Raw genomic sequence first — 20,217 nt, 5'->3', positions numbered from 1 at the left:
GAACGTGTTTTTTTATAGCTAGAATTTTTAGGACCTAAAAATCATAAAAATAAATAAAAGTATAAATAATACTGACTTACAACCGTTACCTTTACTATTGTAAAAAATTCTTTTTTAAATATTATGAAACTTCATTTGCAAAATAATTTTATAGCCGAGTTACCTGCTGATACGAGTGATATCAATATGCCAAGGCAAGTGCAACAAGCTTGTTATTCGTTTGTTTTGCCAAAAAAACCTTCAAATCCATCGCTGATTCACGCTTCAATTGAAGTGGCTAATGCTATTGGTCTTTCTCAGGAAGATATACTTTCCGCTGATTTTTTAAATACTTTTTCAGGAAGTACTGTTTTTCCGGAAACAAAACCTTTTGCCTTGTGTTATGCCGGACATCAATTTGGGAATTGGGCTGGACAATTAGGAGATGGGCGTGCTATCAATCTTACCGAAGTAGTTCATGATAATAAAACATACACTTTGCAACTAAAAGGAGCAGGACCAACACCATATTCCAGAACTGCAGATGGTTTTGCCGTATTGCGTTCTTCCATTCGAGAGTATTTGTGTGCCGAAGCAATGCATTATTTGGGAGTTTCAACAACACGCTCGCTTTCTCTAATGCTTTCTGGCGATCAAGTATTACGTGATGTAATGTATAATGGAAATCCTGCCTACGAAAAAGGAGCAATTGTTTGTAGAGTGGCTCCGTCTTTTATCCGTTTTGGTAGCTTTGAATTGTTTTCTTCTCGAAAAGATTATGTTAATCTCAAATTATTAGCTGATTTCACCATCAAACATCATTTCCCTCATATTCAAGGAGAAGGTGTTGGGAAATATCTGGACTTTTTTCATGAAGTTACCCAAACTACACTGAATATGATTGTGCATTGGCAACGTGTTGGTTTTGTTCATGGCGTTATGAATACCGACAATATGTCCATTCATGGTATTACTATTGATTACGGCCCTTACGGTTGGTTGGATGATTATAACTCCAGTTGGACGCCCAATACAACCGATATACAGCATAAAAGATACCGTTTTGGCAATCAGCCTGAAATTGCGTTATGGAATTTGTATCAATTGGCTAACGCTTTGTATCCTTTGATTCAGGATGCTAAACCTCTAGAAACTATTTTGGATACTTTTAGTGTTGATTACGAAAAGGAGTATTTGAATATGATGCAAAATAAACTTGGTTTCCAAATCAAAAAAGAACAAGATGTGGTTTTGATTCAGACTTTGACTCAATTGTTGGAACGAGTAGAAACTGATATGACTGTTTTCTTTAGAAATCTAAGCACTGTTACCAAAGCCGATACCACAATAACAGCTTTCACTACCATAAAAGACGCCTTCTATAATGAAAAGGATTTGAATGAAGCAATATTGAAAGATTGGCACGATTGGTTTGAGAAGTACACCATTCGAATCAATGAAGAAACACTTTCTGATTCTGAAAGAAAAGAGCAAATGAATACCGTAAATCCTAAATATGTATTGCGAAATTACATGGCGCAGTTGTGTATTGATGACGCGGACAAGGGAGATTATTCGTTGCTGAACGAATTATTTGAAATGCTTAAAAATCCTTATAACGAACAACCGAATTTGCAAAAATGGTTTGCCAAAAGACCCGATTGGGCGAGAGATAAAGTGGGATGTTCTATGTTAAGCTGTAGTTCTTAAATTAGATTTCAACACTATTAAAAACAGAATCTATTTAACACCTATTGCTTCATGACCTCTTAATAAAACCTTGTTTTTATTTTCTAAATTTTCTTTGGTTTTCCCTAAGATGTTGATGATGTCAAATTTGGTATCACTCTTTCTTAAGTTATAAAATTCTTCTGAATTAGTGATTTCAACTTCTAAAATATAGTTTCGATCTAATTTGAAAGTTTCAATATTGTCTTTTATAAATGCTCCATTTACCATATAAATGACATCGTTACTTTTGATTTTGGTAAATTCAGATTTAATTTGTTCCAAACTTATAAAATCATATTTCTTAGGGTTTTTGGAAGTAATGTTAATTTGGCCACGATACAAAACACCATTTATTACGGTGTCTTTTTTGACAACATTTATAGATTCAATTTCATTTGGCTCAATATATTCCATTGTATTTATTGAAAGTAAGGTTGAATCAAAAAACATGGCTGGTTCTTCAGTTTTATTGTTTTGTCCAAAAAAGAGTGTAGTAAAAAATAATAGAGAGAAGATGAGAATAAATTTCATTTTTCAAGGGATAAAGTAGTAATGATGAATTAAATATACAAAAAAAAACCTGTTCGCCGCGGCAAACAGGTTTTTTTGACTTATTTAGCAAGGCACTGCAGTGATTCGCTACTATTTACGATTTTTTATTCTTACCGAAATTAAATTTCACTTTCTCTACTACCTGAACTTTTGGAGTTCCTTTTGTAAATTGTTTTTTGAACGGTTTCTTAGCAGCAGGTTTCGATTTTGAAGGACTTTCGTCACCTCTTGATCTTTCTTCGTCTCTTGGCTTTGCTTTGAATTCAGCTCTTTCTGGAGCTCCTTCTTTTACAGGAATCTGAGCTTTGTGTTTAGCTAAAACATCATTTGGATTTTTTGGATTTTCTTTAGTTCCACGCAAGTGAATTACCAATGCATTTAGGAAATTGCGCAACACTTGGTCACCACATTCCATATAATTTTCATGTTTTTCATCACGGAAAAAAGCACCCAATTCTGATTTAGTGATTCTAAAATCTACTAATTCTAATATTTCAACTATTTGATCGTCACGTAACATTAAGGCTACACGAAGTTTTTTAAAGATATCGTTGTTTGTCATCATATTCTAATTTTTTACAAAGGTACGGTTTAAAAGCAATTGCACCACAATTTTAGATTTAGAATTGATTTTGGTTCAGAATGTGAATTATTGTATCCAAATCTTCTTTTTGGTGATTCGCAGTAATTACAATTCGATTTAGATTCTTACTGTCGGTCGGGTATTTAAAATTGGTTACGATAATTTTATTCGCTGTGAAAATTTCATTTAAGCCTTCTATTTCAGGATAAATTAAAGGATAATTTGAATCAAAATGAATCGCTTTGTTTTTAATCAAATTTACATCTATATATTGAAGATTGTCTTTTAGTTTTTGATGCTGTTGCAAATAAATATTGTCCGCATCAGCCATTGTCTGTACAAATGCAGCATTCATTCCGGCACTGGAAACAAAAGTGTCGTGAGTTGCCATTTGATTAATAAACTCAGAATCACTGGCAATTACACCTCCTGTCAATCCAAAGGCTTTTCCTAAAGAGGATACCATGATTTTTCTTTTAATATTGGGAAGATTGATTGTCGAAAAAATTCCGCAACCATTCATACCCAAAATTCCAAGCGAATGTGATTCATCAATAACCAAAGTAATTTCTTTATTGTACGGAATCGAATTTATAATCGTAAGATCGATTGGTTTAATATGAAATGAAGGAACTGAATCCGTAAGAATCGTGATTTTTTTAGTTGTGTTATCCAGCAAACGAGGATTTAATTTTTCTCCAATAAAAAAAGGAAGACTGTTTTGTGCTTTGATGGCAGTATGCGTATCCGGAAAATGAAAAAAGCAATCGGTTTCAGGTGTTAATGCTTCAATAACTAATTTGCCCGCCAGCATACCTGAAGAAAGGGTAAGTGTAGCAGCTGCTTTGATGTAATTAGCTAAAAATCGTTCGCCTTTTTCGTAGGCGGTTAGCTGAATATTGGCACTTCTCGAACTTCCATAAGCCGTTCCCCATTGTAAAATGTTTTTGATGAGCAGTTTTTGAAATTCGGGATGTGTCGGTAAACCCAAATAGGCTGTTCCTCCAAAATAGAGATATTCTTCGTTGTCTATTTCAATTATTCGATTTGGAAATTGGCTGACTTTCATTTAAAACTACATTAAAGTTACACCGGTTCCATTTAAGTCAGAATAGTTTATTTTTCCAAAATCTATGGTTACACCAGTTGCAATGTCTTCTGCCAAAAGTAATGCGCCGTCCATGTCTACATAATCCAGTTGTGGCAATAAATGTGCAATCGCAGATATTCCAACAGTTGATTCGGTCATGCAACCCACCATCGTTTTTAAACCTAATTTCTTGGCTTCCTGAATCATTCGTCTTCCAGGAGTTAGTCCGCCACATTTTACCAATTTTACATTGACACCATGAAAATGGTTGTGACATTTGGCTACATCTTCTTCTATAATGCAACTTTCGTCGGCTATTATTGGTAAAACCGAGTGTTTGAAAACTTCCTTATGTCCTTCCCAATTGTCCGCTTTCATGGGTTGTTCCAAAAATTCCACCCCTAGTTTTTTTAACTCGACAGCATTATTTATGGTTTCTTCCACGCTCCAACCACAATTAGCATCAATTCTAAAAATAGCATCTGTATGTTTTCGAAGTTCAGTAACAATGGCAATATCTTCTTTGGTTCCCAATTTAATTTTATAAATCGGCCAAGGAAGTTCCTTCATTTTAGCAACCATTTTTTCGATGGACGCTATTCCAATTGTATAATCTGTTAATGGATTTTTGTGAATGGTGTAATTCCACAATTCGTACAGTTTCTTTCCTTTTTTGCGGGCATATAAATCATTGTATGCCATATCTAAAGCGCATAATGCAAACATATCGTCTTTTAAATAAGTATGGATTTTTGCCCAAAATTCTTCAGGTGTTTCATTTGTCGCAGCTTCAATTACTGAACGAATTTTTTCTAAATCTTGCATCATCACTGGAACAGTTGTTTTGTAATACGGATTAGAAGTTGCTTCGCCAAAACCTGAAAAGCCGTCAAGCTGCAACTCTACAATCAAAGAAGGTTGAAAGTCTATCGATTCTCTCGAGATCGTGAATGTATGTTTTAATTTGAGGTTGTATTCTCTTAATATTAGTTTCATTTGAATCTGATTTTGCACTTAAAATTAATACGTTTCTTTAAACGGGAAATTTAATAACCAAGCCATAACACTGCTTTTACAAAATTATCACGCCAGAGTTTTTCATTGTGTTGTCCGCCTTTTATAATTTTTTTTTCATTCAAATTAAGACAATAACATCGATTTGAATTTAATAAATATTCCATTTTATTCAAATCCGAAACCATATCGTCACTTTCATGATCTCCACATAGGAAATAGATTTTAGATTTTATTTTTTTGGATTTTTCAGTCAAATCATAAATGTCTTTACTGTACCAAAACGAAGGAGAAAACACACCCGCTTTTCCAAATATTTCAGGGTATTTTAAAACCGCATAATAGGAATTCAAACCTCCCAAAGAACTTCCGATGATGATAGTATTTTTCTTTTTGGTTTTTGTTCGATACGTTTTGTCGATATGTGGTTTTAGTGTTTTTACGATAAATTCTAAATAACTGTCTGCTTTTCCACCACCATATTTCTCATTTTTGAAAGGTGTTAATTCATCGATTCGTTTATCATTTCCATGTTCGATTCCTACTACAATAACAGGCGCTTTTAGGCTGTCCAGTTTTTCATCCACATTCCATTCACCCGAATAGGAAGTTTTAGCATCAAATAAATTCTGAGCATCATGCATATAAATTACTGAGAATTTCTTTTTGGAAGTTGCATAATTTTCTGGCAAATACACCCAAATTTTCTTTGTCACTTGCAGTTGTGGTGCTTCAATAGTAAAAGTGGAAACTTGTTTTGAAGAAGTGCTTTGTTTTGACTGGTTAGAGTCTTGAGCAGCAATTTTTGCTATTGTAAAAAAGAAAATTAGCAGTAGGAACTGTGGTCGAATCATTATTAGTTTTTGTGTTTTGATTTAAAAACAATATTTTAGCTAAAAATAATAATTTGATGAATACATTCGAAGAAAAGAGGAGTTTACTTTTAGAGATGATTGCTTTTTCCACAGTTGATGGACATTTGCATAAGAGAGAATATGATTTTTTAGCCATTATTGCTAAGGAATTGAGTTTTGAAACAGCTGTTTTTAAAGATTTGTTTCATCAGGAATTACCACAATTGCCTATTAAAACAGAGTTTTTACGCATTCAACAATTTTACAGATTGGCTTTGTTGATGTATTGTGATGGGATTTTACATGAAAAAGAAATGACAACGATTCAGCAAATTGCGATTGATATGGGACTAAATCCTATAGCTACAAAACGAATTCTTAAGTTGATGAATGAAGCGCCCAATGCTATTATTGATGGCGAGATTTTATTGAATGTTTTTCAGGAACAACACAATTAAGATAATTGCCCTTGCAACGCTTTTATTTCATCACGTAATTTTGCAGCTTGCATAAAGTCTAATTCTTTTGCCGCTTTTTCCATGTTTTTTCGTTTTTCTCGAATGCGTTTCTCAATATCGGGTTTTGATAGATATTCAGTAACAGGTTCGGCTGCAGTTGATAGCGTATAACCTAGTTCGTAATCTGCTAAAGGATTTTTGGTAAAGGCACTTTCTATTTTTTTGTTCAATGCTTGAGGAACCAAATTATTTGCAGTATTGTAATTAATTTGTTTGGTTCTGCGATAATTGGTTTCATCAATGGTTTTTTGCATGCTAGCCGTAATTTTATCCGCATACATAATTGCTTTTCCGTTCAAATTTCTCGCTGCACGACCGATTGTTTGCGTAAGCGAACGGTGGCTTCGTAAAAAACCTTCCTTGTCTGCATCTAAAATTGCTACCAAAGAAACTTCGGGTAAATCTAAACCTTCACGAAGTAAATTCACACCAATTAACACATCAAAAATTCCTTTTCGTAAATCTTGCATGATTTCTATTCGTTCCAAAGTATCTACTTCGGAGTGAATATAACGACATCGAATATTGACTTTGGTTAAATACTTGGCCAGTTCTTCTGCCATTCTTTTGGTTAAAGTTGTCACCAAAACACGTTCGTCAATTTCTGCTCGAACCTGAATTTCTTCAATTAAATCATCAATTTGATTTAAGCTTGGACGGATTTCAATAATTGGATCCAATAATCCTGTCGGGCGAATCACTTGCTCCACAACAACTCCTTCGGTTTTTTGCAATTCATAATCGGCAGGTGTTGCAGAAACGTAAATAACTTGATTTTGCATGGCTTCAAATTCTTCAAACTTCAAAGGGCGATTGTCCATTGCTGCGGGAAGTCGGAAACCATATTCCACTAAATTTTCTTTTCGGCTTCTGTCTCCGCCATACATAGCGCTAACTTGGGAAAGTGTCACGTGACTTTCATCGACCACCATTAAGTAATCTTTCGGGAAATAATCGAGCAAGCAAAAAGGCCTTGTTCCAGCTAAACGCCCATCTAGATAACGGGAATAATTTTCAATACCGGAGCAATAACCAAGTTCACGAATCATTTCTAAATCAAAATTGGTTCGTTCTTCTAATCGTTTTGCTTCTAAATGTTTTCCAATTTCTTTGAAATAATCGACTTGTTTCACTAAATCCTGTTGTATTTCCCAAATGGCATTTTGCAAAACATCCGGAGAAGTCACAAACATATTAGCAGGATAAATCGTTAATCTGTCAAATTTTTCGATGACCTGAGAATTCTTTGTGTCGAAACTTTCTATTTCCTCGATTTCATCACCAAAGAAATGAACTCTATACGCTTCATCTGCATAACTAGGATAAACATCTACTGTATCACCTTTTATTCTGAAACTTCCGGGGTTAAAATCGGCTTCGGTTCTGGAATATAAACTTTGCACCAGTTGATGCAATAATTTGGTTCGGGAAATGATTTGTCCTTTCTCAATCGGAATCAAGTTTTTCTGAAATTCTATCGGATTTCCAATACCGTACAAACAGGAAACCGATGCGACAACCAAAATATCTCTTCGTCCAGAAAGCAATGAAGCAGTGGTTGACATTCGCATTTTTTCCAATTCTTCATTGATAGATAAATCCTTTTCAATGAAAACACCGGTTACAGGCATAAACGCTTCGGGCTGGTAATAATCGTAATATGAAACGAAATATTCCACAGCATTATTCGGAAAAAATTGTTTGAATTCTGAATATAGTTGAGCTGCCAAAGTTTTATTGTGTGCCAAAACCAATGTTGGTCTTTGTACTTCCTGAATCACATTAGCCACTGTGAATGTTTTTCCAGATCCGGTAACTCCTAAAAGTGTTTGGAATTTATCACCATCAATAATCCCTTGGACTAATTTGTCAATCGCTTGCGGTTGGTCGCCTTTTGGCTGGTAATCGGATACTACTTGGAAATTCATTTAATTAAGAGGCAAAGTTTTAGAACCGTAAAGGTACAAAGTTTGAATTCTTTTTTTACCAAAGTTTAAGCCAAAAAAAAGCCATCAACTTTTTGTTGATGGCTTTCCATAATATAAAAATGTTTTTCTAGAAACTGAAGTTTAATCTGGCAAAAACAAAACGACCGTTTTGACCAAATTGAGACACGTTTCTTGAATATACAAATTGATTTGCATTTGATAAATCGATTGTTGCTGGAGCAGCGGTGTAATCAATAGCACCTGATACTAATCTAGGTCTGATTGCAGTTTGTGTTCCAAGATTTGCATCTGGATAAATATCAAAAATATTATTAGCTCCAATAACAATTTTTGCAGCACTAGTAATTTTGAAGCCAACAGATAAATCAGTAATGATTTTAGCTCCCCAAATTGGGTGCTCAATTTCTACTGCTTGACCGTTTACTATAACACCTTCAACTCTTCCATCTCCATTTACGTCAGCAGTATTTGGATCAGTAACTTTACCGAAATAAACATTTCTCAAGAAGAAATCGAATTTTTTGTAGGTAATAGAATTGGTTAAATTAGCTTTAACTCTAGGAATTGCTTCTTGTAAGTACACTCTACTTGCTTCAGAATAGTATCTGTTGATTTGACCTGCAGCTTCTAATACTTGTGAAGCGTGAATTTCGTCCACTCTGTAGGTTTTAGAAAAAGTTCCTGATAAATCTGTTTTTAGAGAAATATTATTTCCAAAACTTGTTTTATGGCTTATTACAACATCAATGCCTTTTGATTCTGTGTCAATTGCATTAGCAAAGAAAGTTGCTGCTGTTGCTCCGGCTGTATCAAATAATGCATTCAAAACTGCATTTGGAGATCCAGCTGCAGGAGTTCCACCCGGTCTTGAAAATTGATCGGTAAGAACCACTCTGTCGTCTATTTTTACAATGTAAGCATCAGCAGTCAAGGTTAAATTGGCTTCTGGTATTTTAGCAGTAAAACCAACACTGGCACTTTGAGATTCTTCTTGTTTCAATTTAGGAATTCCTAATAATTGTGCTGCTTGTGAATCATTACTGAAAGTTCCTACCTCAAATGGCACACCACCTACGAATTGTGTAGCGGTTGAATTAAAATAGATTTGGTGTAATGATGGCGCTCTAAATCCAGTTGAAATAGCACCACGTAAATTGATATTATCTGTTAGTTTATAACGAGTCGCCAACTTGAAATTAGTGGTGTTTCCGAAATCAGAATAATTCTCAAAACGAACTGCTCCGTTTAATAACCATTTGTCAGTAACGTCTAATTCTAAATCAGTATAAAGAGCCACACTGTTACGGTCTTTATCGATGGCGTTTGCTGGTCTGAAACCCGGAAACACTTGAGCTCCTCCTGGTCTGGCTGCTCCAAAAAAGTCAGTAACTCTTATGTTTGCAGCTGTTGTTCCTGTTACTACACCACCATTAATGTCGTATTGATTGTAAGAATCAGGCTCACCAGCATTGATTTGGAAGTTTTCATGACGGTATTCAGCCCCAAAAGCAACGTTTAGTCCTTTCAGGACATCAAATTTTCTGTTCATATCAAAATTTGTAGTGTTTTGGGAGAAAGCCAATCCACCTGCATCAAATTCAGTTGCAGAATTTTCTCTTAAAGAGGCATTTACTGTATTTTCAATGTTGTAATCAAAAGCATTTTTTCCAAAAGTATTGCTTAAATCAAAATTCCAATTTTCGAATAGCATACCTCTAAGTCCAGCAGCAACGGAGATGTCATTGATTGTAGAATGTATTTCAGGTAAAAAACCATTTAAATACAATCCTGTATATGATCTTGCTTGATTCGGTCTTCTGTAAAAACCGGCAGCTTCACCATTTCTGTAACTGGTTCCACCAAAAGCATATGCTTCTAATTTATCATTGATTGGATAAGCAGCATTTAAAAAGAACTGGGCACTTTGCAAGGAAGATTGTCCCACTCTCATGTTGAAATTTTTTCTTTCAAGACCTCTGTAAGCTAATTCACCTGCAGTAGCATCAAAATTTAATGCTGTTTGCATTTGAGAAATACTAGTTGCACCAAGTATTGCAGTTTGCTGTGCAGCTGTAAAATAAGATACACTCGGAGCATACTGTTTTATAGTGGTAAGAATTTGAGTTGTATTTGGAGTATTTGTTATGTTTCCAAACAATGCATTAATATTTGTTCCAGCTTCAGCAGCTCTTTGTTCAACAGCATTGTACCCATTGAATAAAGTTCCGGTTACATCTTTTGCTCTACTTGTAGCATCACGCAATTGGAAACTACCAGTAGCATTAATGAAACTTTTTTCTTTACCAAGACTTGTTCCGTAGTTTAAGTCTAATTGGTAGTTACCACCATCAAAACCACCATCATGATCATTAGCACCTTTAGAAAGATTTCCTCCACCAAAAAGGTTTACTTCTAATTTATTCGTGTTTTTCTTAACATTAATGTTGATTACACCAGCAATAGCATCAGAACCGTATTGAGCAGAAGCTCCGTCTCTTAATACTTCAATTTTTTCGATAGCAAAAGCAGGAATAGCATTTAAATCTGTTCCTACAGATCCTCTACCTGGAGATCCGTTAATATTTACTAATGAAGAAGTGTGTCTTCTTTTTCCATTTATTAAAACCAATACTTGATCCGGTCCTAAACCTCTTAATTGTGCAGGGTCAATGTGATCCGTTCCATCAGCAACTGTTTGAGTGTTTGATGTAAACGATGGTGCAACCATGTTCAAAATTTGGTTTAAGTTTACTTGAGCTCCTTGTGAAGCAATCTCTTTCATAGAAATTACATCAATAGGCACAGCAGATTCTGTTACAGTTCGTGTAGGATTACGGGAACCTATCACAACAACATCTTGCAATGTTTCTCCACTTCCCGTTAAAGTAACGTTTAATGTAGTCCCAGTTACAGTTACCGATTTAGTTTCAAGTCCCACATAAGAAAATTGTAAAACATCTCCAATCTCGGCACTAATAGTATAGTTTCCATCGATATCAGTTGTTGTGCCTTTTGTAGTTCCTTTTACAAGAATGGTTACGCCTGGTAAAGATTCCCCTTTTTCATCCACTACACGGCCTTTAATGATTTCAGCCATTGCGTTTTGATTTAAAGTCGGGAAAACTTCTCCATTAATTCCTGTTTTGGCAATTCCTTCCTTTTGTAAAATAATTTGATTGCTTACTTCAGTGTAATTAATTTTTAGTGGTTTTAAAATGCGGGTAAGTACGCTTGATAATGCTTCATTATTAGCATATACACTCACTTTTTGATTCAGTTGTGACATTCTCGAATTGTACGAAAATTTCACATGTGCCAATTTTTCAAGTTTCGTCAGCGCAGTATCTAAGTTCAAGTCGGTCACGGTAATAGTTACCTTTGTGTCCAGCTTTTTTTGACCTCTGATATTGTTCGCTATAGTTACACTTGAAAAGACAAGGGCTAAAACAAATTGAAATAAGGTTATTTTCATAATTCGAATTAGTAGTCGTTGTTTAAGGACGGTTTTTTTCATAGTTTTGGTCTGTTTTTATTAATATTCGTTAGTTAGGGTATTGGTAGAACACAACAATTACTCTTTACAGAGAGTGAATTGATTTTATTCAAGGCGTCGGGAATGTTACAGCATTTTCGGCGCTTTTTTATGGTATACTTTAATTCATAGGCGAGTTACTGTTAGTTACATCCATCTGATATAATAATAATTTGGTTTCCATTCATTTCATAACTCGTATTGTTTCCAAGACTTTTACAAATAATTTTTAGTTTCTCAGGCAAAGGCTGATCGCTTAAAGACGTGGTGAGATAGCAATCTTTTAATTTTGATTGAGGAAAATCAATTTTTACTAAATACGCCTGCTCAATAGTTTTGAAAATTTGAGCCACAGGAATATCGGTGAATTCAAATCCCAATTGCTCTATATTGCTGGTCGAACGACTCAATGATTCGTCCTGCGTTATATCCGTAATTTTATTGAAACTTAAATTTTTTCGAACGAATCGTAAGGCTTGATTCGGTAATAGAACAATCAATTCGTCTTTTGTATTTGAGATTAATTCATTAGATCTTACTTTTACTTTTCCAGTTCGAACTACCACTTCTACATTTGGCTGATTAGCGTATGCTTTTATTTTAAAACTGGTTCCAACTACTTTAGTAACGATTTCATTTGCGAATACAAAAAACGGTTTTTTAGGGTCTTTACTGATTTCGAAAAAGCCTTCACCGGAGAGGTACACTTTTCTTTCATTGCCCACAAATATTTTTGGATAACTTAATTTACTGTTGGGTTGTAATAAAACAGAACTACCATCGGATAGCGTTATAATTTGTGGTTTGTCTGAATTATTGGTTTGCTCAACCAAACCTTCTTCATTTTCATTGATCAATTCACTATAACTTAACGCGGAATTTTCAGAACTGGTGCTTTGATTGTACAACCAGCCGGATAAAAGACTTAAAATTAAAACAGCAGCAACTCCGTTAAACCATTTTTTTCTCAAAAATTTAAGAACTGGTTTTTCGGTATCTTTTTTATTTTCTTCTGCTCTTTCAATTTTTCCCCAAGTAGCTTCCAAAGCATGTTGAACGTCATCCGCAGCTAAATTATCCGCAGGGACTTTCATTGCTAACAACCATAATCTGGCTTCTTCAACCAATTTAGCACGACTGGAATTCTCTAAAGTCCATTCTTCCCATTCTTGTTGGTCGTCTTTGAAACAGACCCATAGTCGGAATGATTCATCAGCTAAAAAGTGTTCTATCTCGGTATAATTATTACGGTGTTGCATCAAAAAAAGGGGTTACAATTATATAGAGGACCATTTCTTTAATTGATACTCACTAAAACGTAAATTTTTTTGAATTTATTTTTGTAGCTTAAAATGCAAATGAAAACAGCACTAAAATAAGGAAGATATTTCCTTTCCATTCTTTGCGTAAGCTCAACAAAGCACGATGTAAAAGGTTGTTTGCTGATTGATAATTAATGTCAAGTGTATCGGCAATTTGGTCTACGGTAAGTTCTTGGGAATAACGAAGATATAAGGCTTCTTTTTGTCGAGAAGGTAAATTATTTATCAGATGATTGAGATGCGAAACTTTAGAAGCTGTCGTTTCATCTGAGATAAGGTTGTGTTCAATGGAGAAATCAAATAAAAATTCAACAGTATCTATAGAAGTGCTGAGGCGAAAAATGCGATCTCGTTCTTGTGATCTTGTAATTCGCTTGCGAACGCATGCCAGTAAATAGGCTTTTACTACCACTTTATCACTCAGTTTGTCTCTGTAAATCCAAATATCTGTAAAGACATCTTGAACACAGTCTTGTACTTTTTCAGGAAAAGGAAGAAATGAATTTCCATAACGCACTAAATGAGAATAATGTCTTTTAAAAAGTATTGAAAAAGCATTTTCATTCCCTTCCTTCAGGCTGTTCCAAAGTGTGGAATCCTCAAGTATTTCGGTATGTAAGAGTTGCTTTTTCACAATTTGTTTTGAATTAGTTCATTGGTTTTATGCGAAATTTTGATACACGTATTTTTGATATTAAATGCCAAAAAAATAAAATAAAAAAGAATAATAATGGGGTGTTAGTATCTTATTTTAAGTGCTTTTTTGGTTTGAGAATTACGATTTTCAGTTAGCTTTTTGATGCATCGTAAAAGAAATTTCTTTTTAATTATTTAAAGATTTCTTTACCAAAATTACGCAAATTTATGTTAAAATTCATTTTTGCTCTTTAAAATAGGAAGAAATACAACTATTTATAGATAGACGTATTTTTTTTTCGAGAAAATAAATTTTTAGAAGTTTAATTATAGATTTAATAATGGAGGTTTTTTAATGCCTTGATTTTAAATAAATAATTTAAGGTAAATAATGTGAAAAAGTATAGGAATATATGGATTATCCCGACTATCAAGAATGATTGTGGGATTGAATACTAAAACGGAATAGGAGTTTTATTCGAACTTCCAGGCTTTTTGTTGCGCTTCACTCAGGAAAGTCCAAGCTACAATTCGGCTTGTTTTTTGGCCTTGAGCCATATCAATCGTTTTAACTTCGACAGCACTAACCTTGTTTAATGTTTTGTAAAGACTGGAAAGATTTTCTTTTTTAGACACTAAAGTCGTAAACCATAAACACTGCATCGGATATTTTGCACTTTCGTAAATCATTTGGGTAACGAAACCTAATTCGCCGCCTTCACACCACAATTCAGCATTATGACCACCAAAATTTAAAACAGGTTTAGTTTCGCTTCTTTCGGCTGCGCCTCGGGTTGTAGTTTTGGTATTTTCTAAATTATTTATTTTGCGAACGGTGCTTTTTGTGGCTTCATCTTGTGAGGCATGAAAAGGAGGATTGCAAATGGTGAATGTAAACTTGTCTTCAGGAGTAATTATATTTTTAAAAATAAAACGCGATTCCGTTTGTTGTTGTAAACTAATGGCATCAATCAATTTTGGATTGTCTTCAATGATGGCGCTGCAATTTTCAATTGCTTGTAAATCGATATCAGTTCCTACAAAACTCCATCCGTAAGCTGAATTACCAATTATAGGATAAATGCAATTCGCACCAACACCAATGTCTAAACCTTGAACAGTTTCTCCTTCAGGAATGATTCCGTTGTTGCCAGAAGCTAATAAATCGGCGATATAATGAATGTAATCTGCTCTTCCGGGAATGGGAGGGCAAAGATAATTTTTAGGAATATCCCAGTTTTTAATGTCATAATGCGATAATAATAACGCTTTGTTGAGTGATTTTACAGCATCAGGATTACTAAAATCAATAGTCTCGATATTATGCTCGTTGATAGAAACAAAATGCTGCAGTTCAGGAGATTTTTCTATTAATTGCTCAAAGTTATATCCAAATCTATCAAGATTTCTGGGATGTAAATTAGTCTTTTCGGTAATCGTTTTCGGTTTCATTTTCTATATTTCGATGCAAAGATAGGCATAACTATTTTGTAAACGCATAATGACGACTTTGACCTATTAAACGGATGAAAAATAAATCATAAAATTAGAATATTGCCGCTTTTTTGAAACATAAAAACGGTTACTTTTATAAAAATTACAAATAGTATGACTTTTATGCCCGCTTCATTTAAATTCAAAAAGAGATACATAGCTTACAGTTTTATGTTTTTCTATATCATAATGTGTCAGTCTTGTATGATGATGCGATTTTCGAATAAAGAAACCATCACTTTTTTTGCGCCATCAAAAATAGAATTTCAGGATAAAACAATTGCTTTTGAAGGCTATAAAATTCATTATGTAGAAACGGGTAATGCGCAAAATCCGACATTGTTTTTTGTACACGGTTCGCCAGGAAGTTGGAATGCCTTTAAAGAATATCTTAAAGACACTTTATTGTTGAAAAAATACCGAATGATTGCTATTGACCGACCTGGTTTTGGGTACAGTGATTTTGGGGATGCTCAAAATTTAAATGTGCAATCTAAAAGAATTTCGGAGTTTATAAAAAAAATCGATAATAAAAAGCCGCTAATTTTGGTAGGACATTCCGTTGGCGGACCAGTTGTGGCTAAATTAGCTGTAGATAATCCAACTTGGTACAAACGATTAGTAATTCTGGCTGGATCATTGGACCCAAAAGCAGAAAACCCAGAAAAATGGAGAACTGTTATCAAGGTTTCGCCTTTGCGGTATTTGATTCCCGGAGCATTACGACCTTCTAATGATGAGTTGTGGTGGCTGAAACAAGATTTAGTAGACTTAGAGCCAGAACTGAAAAACATTACTTGCGATGTTACCGTTATTCATGGAACTAAAGATGTTTTGGTACCGTACAGTAATGTTGCCTTTATTCAAAAAAAGTTTGTCAATGCAAAATCAATGGATACAATAACGATCGAAAAAGCGAATCATTTTATCCCGTGGAGTCATTATGAAATTGTGAGAAATGCATTGTTGACTATTCAATAAGTCCTAATCCAGACATTCCATCATCAATAAATCACCTTCGTCATGTTCTATTGTTACGATGCCGTCTTTGATGACATGATTGCTGCTTCCGGTTCTGTAACCAATGGTCAGACTATCATCTTTCAACGGATAAAATAAATTATCCGAATGAATTCCAGTAACGTGACCGATGGGAATTAAAGAAATAGGAGTGTTTGCCGTGTACCATTTTTCGAATTTCTTAGGCAATAAAAACACTTTCGAGTGATCGTCCAGAATCACAATTTTCAATAGATTTCTGTATCGTGTGATGTTGGTAAGATTGGTAATCGTATGATCGGCTCTTCGTCCGGTTGCCCAAACCACATTTACTGCGGGAATTTTTCTTTCGATTAAATAGTCAAAAGCCTTTTCTAAATCGGTTTTATTTTGGTCCGGAGTATGAATGATTTCGATTGGAAATTGAGATGTTCTGTAAATTTCAGGATCAAATCCTCTGTCAAAATCGCCTAAAAGCACATCGACTTTGATGTCTAATTCCATAACACGCACCATAGCCGAATCTAATACTACCACAAGTGGCGACCATTCCAGTAATTGATCCAATAGTTCCGGGTTGCAGGAAGCGCCGTTGGCAATGATTAAAGCAGGTTCTTGGTCGTCGCGAACGATATGATGTGAGGACATAGTTAATTATGAATTGAAAATTACATGCAAATATACTTATTCGATAGTGTAATTTCTAATATCGACTTCACTAAGGGAAAAATAGCCTAATGGATAATTAGCCGCATCGGTGGTGTTGATGATGTTTCCTCTAACGGTTGCTGGCGGAGATTGAAACGGTCCGCCGCCATTATTTCCGGCAATACTTACTAAAACACTCATGTAATTGTAATATGCTTTAGAAATCCCGAAATGGCTTATTTCGATTTTATCGTCTTTTTTTAAATCATCATTTTGCGAGATACTGAAGAATTCGTTTCCGTTAAAAAACTCATCTTGGTCTACATAATAGTTTGATTTTACTTGGTTTGAATACACATATTTGTAGAGGTAATAATTCGATTCACCTGCTGGATCTTGATAAAATGTTTTAATTTCTATATCTGTGCCAGTAAAACCTCCTTGGTTGTTTTGAACAATTTTTGTTATAGGCGTAACGGGTTTCAACGTTTCGGTAGCGGTATACGTATTGCCATTGCTGATCACTGTCAGTGTATAGGTTTCGTTGATTACCGGTATAAAAGTAGCACAAGTATATTCGCCTGTTTTTTGGATTTCAGAAAAATTGAAAACTACATTAGCGCTGTTTTTAATGGAAACTGTTGCTCCGGAAACTTTTGGAATTTCAGTGCTGTAAAATCCGGTGGTAGTGGTTAGTTTTATTTTCTGTTGGCTTCCTGAAGTTCCTTTTTTCCAATTGATTGCTGCTTCAATAACCAGTTTTGGTGGTGCATTGTCTAAATCTACTTCGACAACATCTTCACAACTCGCCGAAAAAACAGCAATGAAAAGTACCAGATATAGTGTTATTTTTTTCATGATTTTATTTTTTATTTCTTTGCTTTATTGAATTCGAAGCTTAAAATTTGAAATTATAACTCACCGCAGGAACAACACCAAAAATCGAAGTTTTTACAGCTTCATTGCTTCCGGTATCTGAGTTTTGTCTAAAATTGATAGAGGCTGCATTTTTCCGATTGTACAAATTGTAAATGCTAAAAACCCATTCTCCTTTCCATTCTCTGTTTTTGTTTTTTCTTGGAGTCAGAGTAGCGGCAATATCCAGATGATGGTATGCCGGAAGACGATTCTCGTTTCTCAGTCCATAACTGGGTACATTGATTCCTAAGTATTCATATTGCCCAACGGGATACGTTACCGGTTGTCCGGTTTGCAGGGCGAAATTAGCTCCAAAAGACCATTTCTCGTTCAAATTATATGATGTGGTTATGGCTATATTATGCAGTTTGTCATATACTGAATTGTACCATTGACCATTGTTGATTCCTGTTTCTATTGACGTTCTTCCCGGAGTTTGTTGCTCTGATTTGGATAGCGTATACGAAATCCAGCCGTTAAATTTCCCTTCATTTTTTCGGAACATAATTTCTAAACCATAGGATCTTAATTGACCGTTCAGGATTATTTGCTCAATGGCTTTATTGGCAATCAAATCAGCACCATCAATATAATCCAATCGGTTTTGCACTTCTTTATAATACGTTTCCACTTCAAGTGAATACATATCGTTTTCGAAATTTTTAAAGTAGCCCAAAGCCACTTGATCGGCAATTTGTGGCTTGATAAAACTATCGCTTGGCGTCCAAACATCAAGCGGAGTAGGTGATGAGGTATTCGAAATTAGTTGTAAATACTGTACCATTCTGTTGTAGCTTGCTTTTATAGATTGGTCTTCATTGATTTGATACGCCAATGAAAATCGCGGTTCCAAGTAATTATAGCTTTGAATAACTTTATTTCTATCGTAGAACTTGGTGCTAATTGGAGTTGCTTTTTCATAAATCTGTAATTCTGAATTGAAGATTACCGGATTGTCATTTTCATAAATATTCACGGTAGATTGTCCTAAGCGATAAAACATACTATAGCGAAGTCCGTAGGAAAGTGCTATTTTACTGGATATTTCGTGATCGGCATTGATATAAAGTGCCGGTTCAAAAGCATATTTTTTATCCAATTGATCAAAATTAATTCCAGAGTCAGCATCAGATGGCTGAATAGTTCCCGGATTAAACTCGTAATAAATTCCATTTATCCCGTAATTCAATTTGAATTTATCCGAAATATAATTCTTGAAATCGTATTTGATATTGTAGTTTTTAATGCCGGAATCCCATTTGAAACCTACAAAATCTAAATCCAGGCCGTAATAATAATCGCTGTAAATTAAAGATAAATTCGAAAATAATCTTTCAGAAAACAAGTGGTTCCAACGAAGGTTTAAAGTTGCATTTCCGTAAATGTTGGTGAAGCTTTTATTCAGGCTGAAAACATCCCGTCCAAAATAACCGGATAAATACAGGCTGTTGTTAGCATCCAATTTATAACTCAACTTGGTATTCAAATCATAAAAATATGCCGAGTTGTTTTTTTGTTCTTCGGATAATTTAAGGAATAAATGCGCATAGGAACTTCTACCGCCAATAAGGAATGAACCTTTGTCTTTTACCAATGGTCCTTCGGCCAAAATCCTGCTGGAAATCAATCCGATTCCGCCATTGACATGAAATCCTTTGCTGTTGCCGTCTTTTTGATAAATATCCAAAACAGAAGAAGCTCTTCCGCCATAACGCGCTGGAATTCCACCTTTGTATAATTTTAAATCTTTGATGGCATCTGGATTAAAAACAGAGAAAAAACCAAAAACATGCGAAGAGTTGAATATAGTTGCTTCGTCCAATAGAATCAAATTCTGGTCGGCTCCGCCACCACGAACATTGAAACCAGAGGCACCTTCGCCAGCATTAGTAACTCCGGGAAGTAATAAAATAGATTTTAAAACATCAACTTCACCCAGAACAACAGGCATTTTCTTGATGGTTGAAATAGAGAGATTATTAACGCTCATTTCGGGTTTCTTGATGTCTGTTTTTGTTTTATTATCGGTAATGATAACTTCTTTCAATGCTGTTTCATTACTGTATAAATTGAAATTATTTTTTATGTTTTGGTTCAAACTTATTGATTCCTCGATGGTCTGATATCCCAAATAGCTGATTTGTACAGTATATTTTCCTTGAGGAACAGTGAGGGAGTAAAACCCATATTCATTGGTAGTTACGCCTGTTTTTAGTTCTGGAATTACAACATTGACACCTATTAAAGTTTCATTGCTGTTGGCATCAATAATAGTTCCGCTTAGCGTAAATTTCTCTTGGGCGAAAGAAAAGAACGAAGATAATAATACAACTAAAAAGGTAATAATTTTCTTTGGAGTCATTGTTTAAATTTTATCGAAAGGAAGAAATGCAAATTA

Annotated in this window: 16 protein-coding genes; 3 read left to right on the top strand and 13 right to left on the bottom strand. The window is 34.6% G+C overall.

Features of this window, described 5'->3' with window-relative positions; translation table 11 throughout:
• The first annotated feature begins 120 nt into the window (after window positions 1-120).
• A complete protein-coding gene (locus tag QLS65_RS09745; protein WP_282717179.1) occupies window positions 121-1,689 on the top strand; it encodes a protein adenylyltransferase SelO in 1,569 nt (522 codons plus the stop codon).
• Window positions 1,690-1,719: 30 nt separating this feature from the next.
• On the opposite strand, the gene QLS65_RS09740 is transcribed toward QLS65_RS09745, so the two are convergent.
• From QLS65_RS09740 to QLS65_RS09720, 5 genes are all read right to left on the bottom strand, one after another.
• Window positions 1,720-2,241 carry a hypothetical protein gene (locus QLS65_RS09740; protein WP_282717135.1) on the bottom strand — a complete coding sequence of 174 codons (522 nt, stop codon included), beginning with the start codon at window positions 2,239-2,241 and terminating at the stop codon, window positions 1,720-1,722.
• Between the two features lie 115 nt (window positions 2,242-2,356).
• Window positions 2,357-2,824, bottom strand: a complete 468-nt coding sequence (locus QLS65_RS09735; protein ID WP_282717177.1) for a DUF1456 family protein — start codon at window positions 2,822-2,824, stop codon at window positions 2,357-2,359.
• Between the two features lie 58 nt (window positions 2,825-2,882).
• Window positions 2,883-3,914, bottom strand: coding sequence for an aminotransferase class I/II-fold pyridoxal phosphate-dependent enzyme (locus QLS65_RS09730; RefSeq protein WP_282717133.1), 1,032 nt, complete (start codon window positions 3,912-3,914; stop codon window positions 2,883-2,885).
• Between the two features lie 6 nt (window positions 3,915-3,920).
• A complete protein-coding gene (locus QLS65_RS09725) occupies window positions 3,921-4,931 on the bottom strand; it encodes a dipeptide epimerase (protein WP_282717131.1) in 1,011 nt (336 codons plus the stop codon).
• A gap of 50 nt (window positions 4,932-4,981) precedes the next feature.
• Window positions 4,982-5,803, bottom strand: a complete 822-nt coding sequence (locus QLS65_RS09720) for an alpha/beta hydrolase (protein ID WP_282712285.1) — start codon at window positions 5,801-5,803, stop codon at window positions 4,982-4,984.
• 56 nt (window positions 5,804-5,859) lie between these two features.
• Between QLS65_RS09720 and QLS65_RS09715 the strand changes: the two genes are divergently transcribed.
• The gene (locus tag QLS65_RS09715; RefSeq protein WP_282712284.1) at window positions 5,860-6,261 is read left to right on the top strand and encodes an excinuclease ABC subunit B; all 402 of its coding nucleotides are present in this window, start codon (window positions 5,860-5,862) and stop codon (window positions 6,259-6,261) included.
• On the opposite strand, the gene uvrB is transcribed toward QLS65_RS09715, so the two are convergent.
• The 5 genes from uvrB to rlmF form a co-directional block, all read right to left on the bottom strand.
• Window positions 6,258-8,249 (bottom strand): excinuclease ABC subunit UvrB, encoded by a 1,992-nt coding sequence (uvrB, locus tag QLS65_RS09710; RefSeq protein ID WP_282712283.1) that lies wholly within the window; start codon window positions 8,247-8,249, stop codon window positions 6,258-6,260. The genes QLS65_RS09715 and uvrB overlap by 4 nt on opposite strands.
• Window positions 8,250-8,376: 127 nt before the next feature.
• A complete protein-coding gene (locus QLS65_RS09705; protein WP_282717175.1) occupies window positions 8,377-11,367 on the bottom strand; it encodes a TonB-dependent receptor in 2,991 nt (996 codons plus the stop codon).
• Between the two features lie 578 nt (window positions 11,368-11,945).
• A complete protein-coding gene (locus tag QLS65_RS09700; protein ID WP_282717128.1) occupies window positions 11,946-13,061 on the bottom strand; it encodes a FecR family protein in 1,116 nt (371 codons plus the stop codon).
• Between the two features lie 88 nt (window positions 13,062-13,149).
• Entirely contained in the window at window positions 13,150-13,758 is a 609-nt protein-coding gene (locus QLS65_RS09695; protein WP_282717126.1) for an RNA polymerase sigma factor, read from the bottom strand.
• Between the two features lie 476 nt (window positions 13,759-14,234).
• Window positions 14,235-15,212, bottom strand: coding sequence for a 23S rRNA (adenine(1618)-N(6))-methyltransferase RlmF (gene rlmF, locus QLS65_RS09690; RefSeq protein WP_282717124.1), 978 nt, complete (start codon window positions 15,210-15,212; stop codon window positions 14,235-14,237).
• A 156-nt stretch (window positions 15,213-15,368) separates the two neighbouring features.
• Here rlmF and QLS65_RS09685 point away from each other — a divergent pair, with 156 nt between their 5' ends.
• Complete coding sequence (locus QLS65_RS09685; protein ID WP_282717119.1) at window positions 15,369-16,235, top strand: alpha/beta fold hydrolase; 867 nt, start codon at window positions 15,369-15,371, stop codon at window positions 16,233-16,235.
• Between the two features lie 3 nt (window positions 16,236-16,238).
• Here the strand turns inward: QLS65_RS09685 and QLS65_RS09680 are convergent, their stop codons facing one another.
• The 3 genes from QLS65_RS09680 to QLS65_RS09670 are packed head-to-tail and all read right to left on the bottom strand — an operon-like array spanning window position 16,239 to window position 20,181.
• Window positions 16,239-16,901, bottom strand: coding sequence for a thiamine diphosphokinase (locus QLS65_RS09680; RefSeq protein ID WP_282712279.1), 663 nt, complete (start codon window positions 16,899-16,901; stop codon window positions 16,239-16,241).
• A gap of 36 nt (window positions 16,902-16,937) precedes the next feature.
• On the bottom strand, window positions 16,938-17,759 hold the full coding sequence (locus QLS65_RS09675) for a DUF4249 domain-containing protein (RefSeq protein ID WP_282717114.1): 822 nt from the start codon (window positions 17,757-17,759) through the stop codon (window positions 16,938-16,940).
• 40 nt (window positions 17,760-17,799) lie between these two features.
• Entirely contained in the window at window positions 17,800-20,181 is a 2,382-nt protein-coding gene (locus QLS65_RS09670; RefSeq protein ID WP_282717112.1) for a TonB-dependent receptor, read from the bottom strand.
• Window positions 20,182-20,217 lie beyond the last annotated feature (36 nt).

It is taken from the genome of Flavobacterium algoritolerans (genome assembly GCF_030010385.1).
Classification (GTDB): Bacteria; Bacteroidota; Bacteroidia; order Flavobacteriales; family Flavobacteriaceae; genus Flavobacterium; species Flavobacterium algoritolerans.
Note: the sequence above shows the minus strand (reverse complement) of the source record. Positions and strands in the feature narration are given on the sequence as shown.